Origin of the sequence: Anaerococcus nagyae (assembly GCF_040364225.1) — a bacterium.
Lineage (GTDB): Bacteria > Bacillota > Clostridia > Tissierellales > Peptoniphilaceae > Anaerococcus > Anaerococcus nagyae.
In genome coordinates this window covers 1,761,104-1,776,842 of record NZ_AP031484.1, presented here as the reverse complement: position 1 = coordinate 1,776,842, position 15,739 = coordinate 1,761,104, and the positions used below count along the sequence as shown (strand labels likewise).

The window sequence follows — 15,739 nt, the reverse complement described above, 5'->3', positions numbered from 1 at the left end:
TAAGTAAGAAATTAGATTAGTATTTTCAAGCTTAATATACGTGTATATTATGAGGAATCATATCTTAATTATTTATGATTCTTAGCTTGATGAATTGCAATTAATATCGCGGACACCTAAATCAAACTAAGTTCGTGCATAAACAAATCATATGGAGTTTGATATCCTAGACATTTCATTTTATTATCCATCCTAACTAGGATTTAAATTGCATCATCTATCTTATCTTAAGTCTTACTGTAAATTAAGTTGTAATTCAATAGTGCTAATGGTACTTTAGAAATTACTAAAGTTTTTATACCTTCCGAATATAATAAAATCTAGAAACTATCCTTACTCTTAGATTAAACTTAAAGGACCTTTTTATTATATGCATTCTTTATGCATATTAACCTAATTTGATAAATCAATTACACATAGATACAATTTTTAGTATATAATTATTATCTTAATTTCTGATATAAGGTATTGTTTTATCTTTCTTTATTAAATGTATGTCAAAATATATCATTATCGTTTTACTAGGCTTTTGGGGTAAAATAAAATACAAATGAATGTATAAATAATATTACAAAGGGAGGTAATCATGAAAAAACGCAATGAAGTTGATATAAATGAAACATGGGCCATAGAAGAACTTTTTGAAAGTGATGAGGTTTTTTTAGATGGCATTGAAGATTTGAAAAAAATGTCAGATATTTTTGTAAAAAAATACAAAGAGTGTAATTCATCTGATCAAATTTATGAAGCTTTAGAAGCTTATTCAGAGATTGCTGCATTAACTGATAGACTTTCAACTTTTGCAAGTATTACTACAGAAGTTGATACTTCAAATTCAAGCGTAATGAAGAGATTTGCAAATTTTGCAAATGAAATGAGTAAGATCGATGCGAATCTAAGCTTTTTTGAATCAATGCTTGCAAAAACTGATAAAAGCTTACTAGAAGAAACAAAGACAAGTTATCCAGAATATAAGTATTATATTGATAGGGTAATTGATAATTCTAAATATTTACTATCTGACGAAACAGAAAAGGTCTTAGCAAATCTAATTCCAACATTTGATGCGCCGTATAAATCATATAGTGATATTCGCTATGCAGATATGGACTTTGAAGATTTTGAATATGATGGTGAAGAAATTGTATTAAATCATAATACTTTTGAAGAGTTTTTGGAAGCTGATCCTCGTGATGACTTACGTCGTGAAGCTTTTAAAAGATACCACGATGTTTTAAGAAAATATCAAAACTCAGATGCTTCTGTCTATACAACTCACGTAGAAAATGAAAAAAGAATATCGGATATTAGGGGTTATGATACAGTATTTGATTACCTACTTTCACGACAAGATGTAGACAAAGAAATTTATGAGAATCATATAGATACAATTATGGAAGAGCTTGCACCTCATATGAGAAAATACGCTGGGATAATTAAGGGAGTTTATGGTCTAGATGAGATGACCTATGCTGATTTAAAACTTGCTATAGATCCAGAATATGAACCAGAAGTAACAATTGATGGTGCTCGCGAATATATTATTGAGGGTCTTTCAAATCTTGGGGAAGAGTACGGGCAAGTTCTAAATCGTGCCTTTGATGAAAGATGGATTGACTATGCTCAAAATATTGGTAAGCGTACAGGAGCCTTTGCGTCTGGCCCTTATGGATCACATCCATTTATTATGACAACTTATAATAACAAGATGAGCCAAGTAATGACCTTAGCCCATGAATTAGGGCATGCTGGACAATATTATTATTCAAATAGTAATCAAAATGCTTTAACTAATGATATGAGTATGTATTTTGTAGAAGCTCCATCAACAGCAAATGAAATCACCATGGAAAGATTTTTATTAAATAAAGCGAGTGATGATCGCGAGAAGCTTTGGGTACTTGCTACAATGATTTCTAAGACTTACTACCATAACTTTGTAACTCATTTTATAGAAGCTGCTTTCCAAAGAGAGGTTTATAGAAAAGTAGAAGCTGGCGAGAGTCTAAGTGCTGATGATTTAAATCAAATCTTCACAAAAAAATTAGAAGAATTCTGGGGAGATTCTGTAAAATTGGTAGATGGATCAGAATTAACATGGATGCGTCAACCTCATTATTATATGGGACTATATCCATACACATATCAAGCGGGATTGACAATAGGAACAGTTATTTCTGATAAGATTGTAAATGGAAGTAAAAAAGATGTTGATACTTGGATAGATGTACTTAAGTTAGGTGGATCAGTAGGTCCAATTGATTTGGCAAAAGCTGCTGGTGTTGACATGACAAATACAAAAGCTATATCAGAAACGGTTGCCTTTATAGGATCATTGGTAGATCAAATAGACGAACTTTGCCAAAAGTTAGGAATGTATAAATAATGTTTTTAGAAAAAGCTAATGAGCTTTTTGATTACACTGTAGATATTAGAAGAAAAATGCATAAAATCCCAGAGCTAGCGGGCAAAGAAGAAGAAACTGTAAAACTTGTTTGTCAAAAGTTAGGTCAAATGGGAGTATCTTACGATATAGTCAACAAGGGAGGAATATTAGGATTTATAGATGGAAATAAAAATAATAATAATCCTAAGACTATACTTTTAAGGGCAGATCTTGATGCTCTTCCCTTTGATGAGCCAGATAATAACCTAAGCAAGCCACGCATTGTTAAAAGTAAAAATGAAGGAGTAATGCATGCTTGTGGACACGATGGTCATACCTCTATACTTTTGACGGCTGCTAGGATATTAAATGAAGTAAAGGATGATTTTGCTGGAAGTGTAATATTATGCTTTGAAAGAGGAGAAGAGAGTGGTAAGGGTTATAAGTACCTTCTTGCTTACCTTGATAGTAAAAATATAAATATAGATGCTTGCTATGCTATCCATGTCTCTCCAGACTATAAGTCTGGAGTAATGGCTATAGGAGCTGGGGGGATCAATGCAGGTTCTTTGGCTTTTGACATAACTATTAAAGGAAATAGTGGACATGGTTCTCGTCCCTATGAAGCCAATAATCCATTAGATTGCTTTGTAGATATTTATAGTGGACTTAAGTCTCTTAGAATGAATAACTTTTCACCATTTGATCCTATGACCTATTCCATAGGGGTAGTACAAATGGGAAATAAATATAACCAAATACCTGAGAAATTAAGATTTAGAGGTAGTATGAGATTTTTTGATAGGGAAAAAGTCGGTTATAAATTTTATGAAGATTTTAAATCTCTAATAATTAATAAGTCCAAGGCTAATAATTGTAAAGTGATTTTTGATACTTATACCAAACCTCGTTTCCCAATAATAAATGACCTAAATCTATCGGCTCTTGCTCTTACTTCTATGACTGATGAACTAGGAGAAGATTTCGTAAAAGAAGCTAGTCCATCTATGGGATCAGATACTTTTGCAACTTATTCTTATCAGTGGCCAAGCTTATATATTATGCTTGGAATAAATAATGAAGAAAAAGGAAGCGGAGCAGCTCTTCATAGTCCAAAATTTGATTTGGATGAAAAAGCACTTATACATGGCACTGCTGCTACTGCAAGATTCGTTGTAGATTTCTTAAATTCTGACATAGAGCTTGCGGATAGGCCTTATAAAAATAGATTAAGAGACTTCTTTATAGAAGAAGATAGATCTGATGAAGAAATTGAGGATATTTATGAAACAATTACAAGGTAGTGATAAATATAAAGATTTTATCCTTGCCCTTATGGCGGGAATTATTGTTGGATTTGGTGGAATAGTTCTTCTTTCTACAGAAAATCCTTATCTAGGAGCATTTTTATTTGCTGGTGCCTTATTTATAATTTTAAGTCTTAAATATAACCTTTTCACCGGTATGATTGGTTACTTTTTTTATAATGAGAAAATATCTTATAGTAAAAGACTGTTTGTAGTATTAATAGCTAATCTTTTGGGAACCTTTCTAGTAGCAAATCTTATAAAGTTTACTAGAATAGGACCAGATCTAGTTTTGAAAGCTCAAGAACGAACAGCTGTAAAGCTTTCAGACTCCCTAGGATCTATGTTTGTCTTATCTATATTTTGTAATATGTTTGTGACCAACGCGACCCATCAGTTTAAGTATAATCCTTATCAGGTTGGCAAGTATTTAGCTATATTTATTTCAATAATGACCTTTGTATTATCGAGTTTTGAACATAGTATAGCTGATAGCTTTTATTTTTTCCTAGCAGGGGAGTTTAACAAACAGACTATACTTGTATTTTTAGTGGTATTATTTGGAAATATAATAGGAGGCTTAGTAATCCCTACAGTAGCCTTGCTTTATGATGATAATTTTAGGCTGAAAGGATAATATTGAATAGCTAAAAGAGACAAAAATCACATGAAAAACTTTAAAGAATTAGATCTTTATTATAGATAATATTACAGCTTTAAATGGGTAAAAATAAGTTAAGTTAAATCTTACAATAGAAATCCTTGACAAAGTTGATTTTTAGAGTAAGCAATGTTATAATTAAATAAGTTAATTGTGGAGGGAGTGTTTTGCACTCCCTTTCATCATCTTATTAGCAAATATATTGCTAAGTAGTTTAAATATATATTATAATGAAATTAAGTATATTAGAATTAATTTAAAAGGAGTTACTATGAGCGATGTTAGAGTAAGATTTGCTCCATCACCAACTGGTTATTTACACATTGGTGGACTTAGAACTGCATTATTTAATTATTTATATGCACGTCATACAGATGGAGCTATGGTTCTTAGAATAGAAGATACTGATAGGACTAGATTTGTAGAAGGAGCACTTGAAAATTTATTAAAGGCTCTAGAATGGTCTGGAGTAGAAATAGATGAAGGTGTAATGCTTGATAGCAATGGTGAAGTTATCCAAAAAGGAGAATACGGCCCATATATTCAATCTGAGAGGGTTGAAGCAGGTATTTACAATAAATATATCGAAAAACTTATAGAAGAAGATAAGGCTTATTATTGCTTCTGCTCTCAAGAAAGAATTGATAAAGTTCGTGATAGGCAAAAAGCTGATGGACTAACACCAAGATATGATGGACTTTGCCGTTCTATTCCACTTGAAGAAGCTAAACAAAGAGTAGCAAATGGTGAAGAATACACAGTTAGACTAAAACTACCAAAAGATCGTGATATCTCATTTGAAGATAGAATTAAGGGTAAAATTACATTTAATACAAATGATATGGATGATCAAGTTCTTATAAAAAGAGATGGATATCCAACATACCACTTTGCAGTAGTGGTAGATGATCACTTGATGAAAATCACCCATGTAGTACGTGGAGATGAATGGATATCATCAACTCCAAAACATGTGTATTTATATGAAGCTTTTGGATGGGATACTCCAGAATATATCCACCTACCAACCGTTCTTAATGAAGATCATAAGAAATATTCAAAGAGAAATGGTGATGGGATGGTAGAAGACTTCATAGAAGAAGGATATACACCAGAAGGTTTGATCAATTTCCTAGCACTTTTAGGATGGTCACCAGATAGTGAAGAAGAAATCTTTACTATAAAAGAATTAGCTCGACAATTTGACTTTGATAGAGTAAATAAAACTGGTGCTGTATTTGATAAGAGAAAACTAGATTGGGTAAATGGACACTATGTACGTGAAATGAGCCCAGAAGATTTAGCAAAAGAAATAAAGCCATACATGGTAGAATCTGGCCTAATTGATGAAGATTATTCAGACCATAACTTACTACTATTAGCAAATACATGGCAATCAGCAATTGATAAGTTCTCAGATGCACCTAAACTCTCTAAAAATTATTATTTAGATGATAATAAAGTAGATTGGCAAGATGAAGCTAAAGAAGTTTTAAAAGAAGAGGATACTAAGAAACTTATCGATTCATATCTAGAAAAGTTAGATAAAATAGATGAAATAGATGAAGAATTTGCTGGCTCTATTATGAAGGTTATACAAAAAGAAACAGGTATCAAAGGCAAAAATCTTTGGTTCCCAGTTAGAGCGGCAATCACAGGATCAGTACACGGCCCAGACTTATCATCTGTTATGGTATTAATGGGTAAAGAGAAAATAGCACAAAGACTTAATTACGTAAAGGAAAATTTTTAAATGAAAATTCATAACACGCTCACAAGAAAGACAGAAGAATTTATTCCAATTGAAGAAAATAAAATAAGGATGTATGTCTGTGGGCCTACTGTTTATGATTATATGCACATAGGAAATGCAAGGCCTCTTGTAGTATTTGACACATTCAAAAGGTATGCCAAATTTAGAGGCTATGATGTGACCTATGTTGTAAACTTCACAGATGTAGATGATAAGATAATCAATAAGTCTATAGCAGAAGGCATTACTACAAAAGAGGTCACAGATAAATACATTAAGGCTTTTATGGAAGATGCATCAGATCTAAACTTAGATGAAAAATCAACTATTCATCCAAGAGCTACAGAACTTATGGATGAGATTATAAAATTTGTAGAAGGTCTTATTGAAAAAGATGCAGCATATGTTGTAGATGGAGACGTTTATTTTAGAGTTTCTAAGGCTAATGATTATGGAAAATTGTCAGGTAAAAATGTAGCTGATTTAGTTCATGGAGCAAGTAATAGACTTGAAAGCGCAGATTCTAGCAAAAAAGAAAGTCCAGTAGATTTTGCTCTTTGGAAAAAGACAAAAAAAGAAGGTGAAATTTCTTGGGATTCTCCCTGGGGCAAGGGACGTCCAGGTTGGCATATAGAATGCTCTACTATGAGTAAAAATATTTTAGGTGAAACTATTGATATCCACGCTGGTGGAGAAGATCTAGAGTTCCCACACCATGAAAATGAAATAGCTCAATCTGAAACACTTAATGAAAAGACTTTTGCTAATTATTGGATGCACAATGGAATGATCCAAGTAGATGGTACAAAGATGAGTAAGTCTTTAGGAAACTTCTTTACTCTTCATGATATCAAAAAAGAGTACGACTTAATGGTAATTAGATTTTGGTTACTTACTACTAATTACCGACAACCAATCAACTTTACTAGAGAAATCATTAAGGGAGCTAGCAATTCTTTAGATAGGATAAATAATTCAGTGTTTAGACTAGAGGAATTACTAGAAAATGCGATTAACAGTCAAATTAAAGAGGATGAAAAAGCTTTAGTCGATCAATTAGATAGTTTTCGTGATAGATTTATAGAAGTTATGGATGATGACCTAAATACAGCAGATGCCATAACAGTAGTCTTTGATTTAGTTAAATTTGCCAATACAAAGATTAGCTTAAAAAATTCTAAGGAACTAATAAAAGCTGTTTTAGATGAATTAGTAGAATTAGAGAATGTTTTAGGAATAGAAAATCGTAAAAAATCAAATGATACTATAGATGAATCAAAGATAGAAGATCTAATTGAGCAAAGAAATCAGGCTAAGAAAAATAAAGATTATGATAAGGCTGATCAAATTCGAGATGAACTTAAAGAAATGGGAGTTGCTATAAAGGACACACGTGATGGTGTGAAATGGGAGCTTATCTAATGGATAAGATTTATGGAAGAAAACCAGTATTAGAAACTATAGATAATGGACAGAAAATTCACAAAGCTTATATAATAGATCAAAAAACTCCTATAGTAAAAAAAATTATAGATAAACTTAATAAAAAAAATGTTAAAATTGAATTTGTAGATAAAAATTTTTTTGAAAACTATAATGGCAATCACCAAGGAGTTATGATTGAGGTTAATTCTTTTAAATATGCTAGTTTAGAAGATTTAAAGGAAGCTAAGAGATTAATACTTTTAGATAAAATCGAAGATCCTCATAATCTTGGAGCTATAATAAGATCTGCTGAAAGTTTTGGTTTTGATGGAGTAATCATCCCAGAACATAGGTCAGCAAAGGTAAATCCAACAGTATATAAAACAAGTGCTGGAGCTATCAACAATATAAAAATTTTTATGGTGACTAATCTCAATCAAACTATAGAAACTATAAAAAAAGATGGATTTTGGGTTTATGGTTTAGCAGGAGAAGCAAAAAATAGTCTATCAGCTACAAATCTTACTGGTAGGGTGGCCATAGTTGTAGGTAACGAGGGCGATGGTATAAGTAGATTAGTTCGAGATAATTGTGATGAACTTATAAAAATTCCAATGCTAGGTAAAGTTAATTCGTTAAATGCATCAGTAGCAGCAGCTACCTGTATGTATGAGGTTCTAAGACAAAATGACTTCCAGTAGAAAAAATATAACCATAGTTGATGGTTATAATGTAATAAATGCGTGGTCCAATCTATTAGAAATATCAAAATCCTCACTGGAGGCAGCTAGAGATAAGCTTATAGATGAGATGGCTGAATATAAATCCCTAAGTGGAGAAGAAATTATAATAGTATTTGATGCTTATAATTTAGATAGACCAAAAGAAACCATAATAGAAAAATATGGCATTAAGATAGTCTATACCAAGAGATTTCAAACAGCAGATACTTATATAGAAAAGCAAATATTAAAAATAAGCCATAAGCATAACCTAAAGGTAGTAACAGATGATGGACAGATTCAAGTCCTAGTTACAAGCAAGGGAGCTAGTAGAGTAACAGCAAATGAGCTTAGAGCAGATATATATAATAACCAAAGAAAAATCAATCGAACACGCAAAAAGGACTTTAATAGGAATTTTAAATCATTTCCCCTATCAAAAGAAATGATTGATAAAATAGACCAAATCAAAGATGACTTGGATAAAGATTAGTAAAATAAATTCAAAAAACAAGGGTGAACTATGGATAAAATAAATTTAAAAGATGAAAGGGTAGTTGATAGACTAAGAAGTTATTTTAATTCATCAGATATGAGTGAAGAAGAAATAGCTATTGTCATTGAAGAATTATCCGATGAAGAGAGAGATGAACTGGTAGAGTTCATTGATGAAGAAGATGATGAAAACTATGAAGAAGAAATAAAAGATGATGTAGATGATGACATTGATGAAATAGAAGATATAGAGGAGGATGAAGAGGAGGAAGATGATACACCTAAAAGAAGTGAATCTACCGCCATATCTCCTATTACTCGCAAAGACATGATGAAAATGTCTGATCTTACCAATGAAGAAATAGTAGAAAAATTTCAAGAAGGTAACCAAAATGCCCTAGCAGCGTTAGTAGAAAAAAACCAAGGCTTAGTAAGAAGTCGAGCATCATACTTTTATAGATCTCATGGTAATGATTTAGACTTAGAAGACCTAGTTCAATCTGGAATGTTAGGTATGATAAGAGCAGCGGAAAAATTTGACCTATCTTTAGGTTATAAGTTTACAACTTATGCCTATAAATGGATTGATAAGGCCATAAGGAAAGCTATAAATAAGGAAGGCCACACTATAAGAATACCGGCTGGTAAATATTTAAAACTTAACAAACTAAAACAAATATTAAAAGCTAATCCAGAAGCAAGTGATGAAGAAATCTATAAAATCTTAGAAAAAGAAGGTATAGATAAAAAGCAAGCTGATGATCTATTTTTAATAAATCGTAACCAAGTAAATTCCACATCTTTAAATATCAACTTAGATAGTGAAGATTCAACAGGTGATGAGCTTATGGATATGGTAGGAGATGAATCAACTCCTGTAGATATGTTGATACTAGAGCGTGATATGGAAAATTTTTTAATGAAAGCTTTAGATCAGCTTACTGAAAGGGAAAGACAGATAATAATTTATCGATACGGTTTAGATAACGAAAAACCAAAAACCCTAGAGGAAATAGGATCTATTTATGACTTATCCCGTGAAAGAATAAGACAAATAGAAAACCAAGCCTTAGGTAAATTAAAAGAATATTCAGATGCAGAGAACTAGAAGGTGCGAGATTAATCGCATCTTTTTTTATTTGTAAGTATGATAAATTTATATCAATATTTTGAAATTTATGTTACTATAATAAGTAAATAGGTTTTTAAATATAATTTTACTTATTTAATATAAAAGGAAAGGAGGGGTTATATGTATAAAGCGGCAATCATAGGCGCTGGGAAGGTTGGTACTTCTTTAGGACTTTATTTTTTTGATAACAATCATATAAGTCTTGAGGGATATTATAGCAAAAGTAAAAAAAGTGCAGACTATAGCGCAGGACTAACCAATACTAAGTCTTTTAAAAATTTAAAGGAATTAGTTGATAACTGTAATATTATTTTTATAACCACTACAGATGATCAGATTCTAAATGTATGGGAAGATTTAAAAAAATATAATATAGCAGGTAAGATTATTTGTCACTGTAGTGGGAGTCTAAATTCTCAGATATTTTCAAGAAATAAGTTGGATTTTCACCCTATTTCTATGCATCCTATGCTTGCATTTTCTAGTAAAGAAAATTCTTATAAGGATTTAGATGGATCCTTTTTTACATTAGAAGGTGATAAGAAGGCTCTAGAGATATTTACTAAAAACCTTGATAGACTGGGTAATCCTTATAAAATAATAACTACAAAAGATAAAAGTGGCTATCATTTATCTACTGTGTGTATAAGCAATATGGTAGTAGGCCTTTCTTATATGGCTGAGAAAATATTAAAATCTTATGGATTTACAGATAAAGAATCATTAGAAGCCTTAGAGAGCTTGGCTAAAAAAAATATGGATAATATTTTTGCTAAAGGAGTAGTTAATTCACTTACAGGACCTATAGAAAGAGCTGATATAAATACTATCAGTTCTCACATAGAATATCTTAAAGAAAATGATATCTATATAGAGAAAGAAGTTTATCTTGATATAAGTTTATTATTGATTGAAATAGCAAAAGAAAAAAATCCAAATAGAAATTATAATGATTTAAGTTCTAAATTAGAAAAAGAAAAAGGAGAAAATTAAAATTGAAAAATACTGCATTGACTTTTAAAAAAGCAAAAGAAGATGGCGAAAAATTAACTATGATAACTGCTTATGACTATACAACAGCTAAGCTAGTAGAAAAGTCTAATATAAATTCAATCCTAGTAGGTGATAGTTTAGGGATGACCATGCTTGGACTTGAGGATACCCTTAGTGTAACAGTGGAAGATATGATTCATCATAGTAAGGCTGTAGCTCGTGGAGTAAAGGATACTATGGTTATTTGTGATATGCCATTTATGTCATATACCAATACAGATATTGCAAAAGCTGTAGAAAATGCGGGTAGGCTTATGAGTGAAGGTAGAGCAAATTGTGTAAAACTAGAGGGTGGAACAGAAGTAAAAGAAATAATAAAAGCTATTGTAGATGCCAAGATACCAGTATGTGCTCATATAGGATTGACTCCTCAATCTATCAACTCTCTAGGTGGGTTTAAGGTTCAAGGTAAGGATATAGAAACTGCTAAAAAATTGATTGCAGATGCTAATGCAGTAGAAGAAGCAGGGGCCTTTGCTGTAGTTTTAGAATGTGTACCAAAAGGATTGGCAACTAAGATAAGCAAAATGCTCAGTATACCAACTATAGGGATAGGTGCAGGTGATGGATGTGATGGACAAGTTTTAGTTTATCAAGATATGCTTGGAATGTACGATGACTTTACACCAAAATTCGTAAAGCACTTCGCTAATATAGGGGAAGATATAGTAGAGGCATTCAATCAATATGATAAAGAAGTAAAAGAAGGTATTTTTCCAACAGATGATCACAGTTTTAAAATAAAAGAAGATGTACTTAATCAAATTATATAAATGATAATTATGTTATAAATTGATTCAGTTAGGCCCACAATATGGTAAAAATTTATAGCCTTAGTATAGTAAAAAAAAGTGAGGTATTATGGATTACGAAAAACCATTTATTTTTATAGATACAAATTTTGGGCTTGATGAAGCTTTAATGATAAAAATGGCATTTAATTCTTTTGATTTTGAACTGGTAGGTATCTCTACTAGCTCAGGAACAATGAGCCCTAAAAAAGCTGCAGATAATATAGTTGCTCTAAGTGCAAATGAGGGCCTATATTTATCTGTATCCAAAGGGGATGACTTAGATCTTTCCTATGAAGACAGAGATATTTTAACAACAAGTGATGATTATATAGAAAATATGCCAGCTTTTGAAAGTATAATTGATAAGGCAGATGATTGTGGGAAGCTTGATATACTAACAACAGGGCCTCTTACAAATATAGCTAAGGCTTTAGATGAAGCAGATGGGTTAGAAGATTATATTTCTCATATTTTTATATTGGGTGGAAGCTTTGGTGCAGAAGTTAGTGAGAACTTTAGATCTGATTATAAGGCTATAGATAAAGTCTTAAATACGGGTATAGATATATTTATCATCCCTGATGAACTTAGTAGATCAGTTGTTTTGACAGATGATATGATTGAAAAATTAAGAAATACAGATAGAGATTTGGAGACAATATTAGATGAATTTATCAAAGTTCCTGAAGAAAAAAGATTCTTAAAAGCTCCCCTACTTTTATATCTAACTCAAGCTCCAGAAGCATTTATATTTGAAGAGTCTGGATTTAAGGTAGATAGCGATGAAGAAAAAGGAGCCTTAAAGCGTGTTTCAAGCCGAAAGAACAACTATTTAGCCAATAAGGTAAATGAAGAAGCATTTTATGATTTCATTCTAGGTAATTTATTATGAAAGTAAGAAGACCTGGTCTTAGAATAATTAAAACATTTATAGCTGTAACATTAGCCATGCTTATATCACATTTTAGACCAGGAGAAGGTCTGCCTTTTTATAGTGCTATTGCAGCTATAATATGTTTAAAATCTGACGTAGAGGGGTCTAGAGATATAGGTAAGAATAGGATAATAGGAACGATATTAGGTGGTGTGTGTGGTACAGTTTATCTTTTTTTGATACCAGCCCACACTCTACCACCAACATTAGAATTAATTTTAATTAGTTTATTAGCCAGTATAATAATTTGGATTATGGCTATGGCTGGTAAACCTAAGGCTATTTCTATTATGGCTATTGTATTTTTATCTATTACTATAAATCACGGGAATGAAGGTAATTTAGCTTTTGTTTTTGCCTTTAGTAGGACACTTGATACGATGATTGGTGTTATTTCTGCGATAATTGTAAATGGAGTAGATTTTGACTTTATAGAAAAATATAAATCTAATTAGCATAAATAAATATAAAATATAATAAAAATATATAAAATATTCTTATTTGATAGTTTTATGTAAAATTCTTTTATGATATACTCCCTTGAAAAGGGGGTTTTTTATGATTGAAGTTAGAAATTTTAGCAAGACCTATAGTAATAATAAAGTTGCAGTTGATGATATTTCATTTGATGTAAGAGATGGAGAAATTTTTGGTTTTCTCGGTCCAAATGGTGCTGGTAAATCAAGTACTATAAAGGCCATAGTGGGTATAAATAAGCCTACAAGTGGATCTATAAAAATGAATGGATTAAGTCTTGATGAAGGCCAAACGGCTTATAAAAGTCAATTTTCTTACATACCAGATAATCCAGAATTATTCGAAAATTACACAGGCTATGAGTATATAAATTTTTTATCTGATATTTATGGAATTGATGAAAAAACTCGTAAGGAAAGATTGGACTATTATTTAGAATACTTTGACATAAGAATGGCTATGGGTGATCAAATAGAAACTTATTCTCATGGTATGGCTCAAAGACTTGCCTTAATAGGTGGACTTATTAATGATCCAGAAGTTCTAATATTAGATGAACCTATGGTAGGTCTAGATGCTAAAAGTTCTTATAATCTAAAGCAAATCTTAAGAGAAAGAGCATCAGCTGGTAAATCTATATTTTTCTCAACTCACGTTATGAGCGTAGCTCAAGAACTTTGTGATAGGATAGCTATTATAAATAAGGGTAAGATTATTGCTATAGGTACTTTTGATGAAATAAAATCTCAAGCTTCTCATAAAGAAAACTTAGAAGCTATATTTTTGGAGCTTACTGATGAATAATATAAAAACTATTAGTAAATATACATTTTTAGAGCAGTTTTTTCCTTATTATCCAAATAAAAAGGCGACAAATCTTCCAAATTCTTATCCATTAAGAATTCTATATTTAGCTTTCACCTATCTTGTATTTATATATTTTACGATTATGTTTTCTCATGTCATTGGAAAGGTTTATTTAAACCAAGAAAATGGAGACCTTATGTATTTCACATTATTTGGCATAGCATTAACTTTAACAGTATTGATTTTTTATCTGCCAAAAATGTTATCTACATTTTTTTCTATTAAGGATACAAATCTTTATAAGACATTGCCCATAGGTCAAGGAGAACTTTTTATTGGCAAACTATTTGGATCGGTATTTTCATTTGTAGATTTTTATGTATTATTTATTATAAGTATAGCTGTTTACTTTTATTTTAAAGGATTTGATTTAGAGATTTTAATTTTTGGAATTATTAATTTTGTAAGTTTGATAATGATTCCATATGCGATTTTAACTGGTCTTATACTAGTAATTATGAGATTTACTAATGTAGGTAGGCATAGGAAACTATTTAAAAATATTGGATATATAATTTTATTTTTTATAGTTGGAATGCTATACTATTTTTCTTTTAATAAAGATAATTCATCGTCAATGGAAAGTAATGGTCAAGTTTTTAATTCTGTTATTGGGACATTGTCAGGTATTTCCAATGTATTTTTTAACTCCAAACTTTATGGACTGAGCCTTAGCGGTAATATTATAAATAAAATCATATACACTCTTATACTATTTGCAATTTCTGCTGTTTTAGTATTTATACTTTATAAGCTGGCAAATAATTTATATTATGATGCTTTAGAGGATAAAAAGTTTAGTAAATCTTCTAAAAAAGAAGTAGATAATATGGACTTTAAAAGAAGTTCTCAAGTTAAGACTATATTTAAAAGGGATATAAAAAATTTGTTTTCTAATATAGCATTTATTTCACAAGCTATAATGATGATAATTATATTTGGTGTCATGTCCTTTAATATTGGAAAAGATATTGTAAGTGATGTTGGAAATGGACCTGATTTGAACACATTTAGATTTTGGATGTTTTTAGCAGGGTATGGTCTAGGTGTTTTAATCTGGATTAACTCTGGTTTTGCAGCTAATGATTTATCACGTGAACATAGCAGTTTTTACTTATTTCAAACACTACCTATAAATCCAAAGAGTCATTACAAGGCTAGATTTTTAACTAGCTTTATAGCTTCTAGTATGTTTAGTTTAATCTTAAGTACCATTGCTACTATTGCACTAAAGACTGAAATTATAGGAGCTTTAGCTTTCTTTGTAGGTCAAGAGTTAGCGATAATTTTGGCCACAAATATAGGACTTTATATAGGAAGCAAAAATATAAAAACTAATTGGACAAAACCTGAGGAACTTAGCAAAGGTGGCATACAAGGAGTTATATTTTACTTTGCAGGACTTATCTATGTTGCAATTATAATCCTCTTATATATATTTATAATTAATGAAAGCGGTAGAAGATATTATATTTTGGCATCTTCTATAGATCTAATTATAATTTTTGCGACAATTATTCCATTTAGGCATTTAGCCATTAAAGCTTATGAAGATGGTTTTTATGACGTGTAGATAAAAGGAGCCGTTGCAAGACTATGAATAATTATAGTCCCGTTATTAGAAGGTTCTCTTAGGAAATTTCACTTCCCATGGCTGGTGGGCCAATTTTAGCCTGTCAGCTCGTGAAGGCAAAATTTTCGTAGAGATTCTTCTAATGATTTTGAGACGTTTT

14 protein-coding genes are annotated in these 15,739 nt (G+C 30.9%); all 14 read left to right on the top strand.

Translation table 11 applies throughout. From position 1 onward, the window contains the following. Positions 1 to 586 precede the first annotated feature (586 nt). The 14 genes from pepF to ABXG81_RS08650 all read left to right on the top strand — a co-directional run bounded on the left by pepF (position 587) and on the right by ABXG81_RS08650 (position 15,579). Positions 587 to 2,386 (top strand): oligoendopeptidase F, encoded by a 1,800-nt coding sequence (gene pepF, locus ABXG81_RS08715; RefSeq protein WP_353528796.1) that lies wholly within the window; start codon positions 587 to 589, stop codon positions 2,384 to 2,386. After that, a complete protein-coding gene (locus tag ABXG81_RS08710; RefSeq protein ID WP_353528795.1) occupies positions 2,386 to 3,690 on the top strand; it encodes an amidohydrolase in 1,305 nt (434 codons plus the stop codon). Before pepF ends, ABXG81_RS08710 begins: the two co-directional genes overlap by 1 nt. After that, the gene (locus ABXG81_RS08705; protein WP_117520408.1) at positions 3,671 to 4,330 is read left to right on the top strand and encodes a formate/nitrite transporter family protein; all 660 of its coding nucleotides are present in this window, start codon (positions 3,671 to 3,673) and stop codon (positions 4,328 to 4,330) included. Before ABXG81_RS08710 ends, ABXG81_RS08705 begins: the two co-directional genes overlap by 20 nt. A gap of 295 nt (positions 4,331 to 4,625) precedes the next feature. Next, positions 4,626 to 6,107: a glutamate--tRNA ligase gene (gene gltX, locus ABXG81_RS08700; protein WP_353528794.1), complete on the top strand. Its 1,482-nt coding sequence runs from the start codon at positions 4,626 to 4,628 to the stop codon at positions 6,105 to 6,107. After that, positions 6,108 to 7,529 carry a cysteine--tRNA ligase gene (cysS, locus tag ABXG81_RS08695; protein ID WP_353528793.1) on the top strand — a complete coding sequence of 474 codons (1,422 nt, stop codon included), beginning with the start codon at positions 6,108 to 6,110 and terminating at the stop codon, positions 7,527 to 7,529. Next, a complete protein-coding gene (rlmB, locus tag ABXG81_RS08690) occupies positions 7,529 to 8,233 on the top strand; it encodes a 23S rRNA (guanosine(2251)-2'-O)-methyltransferase RlmB (RefSeq protein WP_353528792.1) in 705 nt (234 codons plus the stop codon). Before cysS ends, rlmB begins: the two co-directional genes overlap by 1 nt. Next, the gene (locus ABXG81_RS08685; protein ID WP_117520400.1) at positions 8,220 to 8,747 is read left to right on the top strand and encodes an NYN domain-containing protein; all 528 of its coding nucleotides are present in this window, start codon (positions 8,220 to 8,222) and stop codon (positions 8,745 to 8,747) included. The genes rlmB and ABXG81_RS08685 overlap by 14 nt, the downstream gene beginning before the upstream one ends. 30 nt (positions 8,748 to 8,777) lie before the next feature. Further along, the gene (locus tag ABXG81_RS08680) at positions 8,778 to 9,857 is read left to right on the top strand and encodes a sigma-70 family RNA polymerase sigma factor (protein ID WP_117520398.1); all 1,080 of its coding nucleotides are present in this window, start codon (positions 8,778 to 8,780) and stop codon (positions 9,855 to 9,857) included. Between the two features lie 144 nt (positions 9,858 to 10,001). Beyond that, positions 10,002 to 10,874, top strand: a complete 873-nt coding sequence (locus ABXG81_RS08675) for a DUF2520 domain-containing protein (protein ID WP_353528791.1) — start codon at positions 10,002 to 10,004, stop codon at positions 10,872 to 10,874. Between the two features lie 2 nt (positions 10,875 to 10,876). Continuing rightward, positions 10,877 to 11,707 carry a 3-methyl-2-oxobutanoate hydroxymethyltransferase gene (gene panB, locus ABXG81_RS08670; protein ID WP_209813470.1) on the top strand — a complete coding sequence of 277 codons (831 nt, stop codon included), beginning with the start codon at positions 10,877 to 10,879 and terminating at the stop codon, positions 11,705 to 11,707. A gap of 88 nt (positions 11,708 to 11,795) precedes the next feature. Then, a complete protein-coding gene (locus ABXG81_RS08665) occupies positions 11,796 to 12,620 on the top strand; it encodes a nucleoside hydrolase (protein WP_353528790.1) in 825 nt (274 codons plus the stop codon). Continuing rightward, on the top strand, positions 12,617 to 13,117 hold the full coding sequence (locus tag ABXG81_RS08660) for an FUSC family protein (RefSeq protein ID WP_117520390.1): 501 nt from the start codon (positions 12,617 to 12,619) through the stop codon (positions 13,115 to 13,117). Before ABXG81_RS08665 ends, ABXG81_RS08660 begins: the two co-directional genes overlap by 4 nt. Before the next feature lie 103 nt (positions 13,118 to 13,220). Continuing rightward, complete coding sequence (locus tag ABXG81_RS08655) at positions 13,221 to 13,943, top strand: ABC transporter ATP-binding protein (RefSeq protein ID WP_316111795.1); 723 nt, start codon at positions 13,221 to 13,223, stop codon at positions 13,941 to 13,943. After that, a complete protein-coding gene (locus ABXG81_RS08650) occupies positions 13,936 to 15,579 on the top strand; it encodes a hypothetical protein (protein WP_353528789.1) in 1,644 nt (547 codons plus the stop codon). Before ABXG81_RS08655 ends, ABXG81_RS08650 begins: the two co-directional genes overlap by 8 nt. Positions 15,580 to 15,739: the final 160 nt, after the last annotated feature.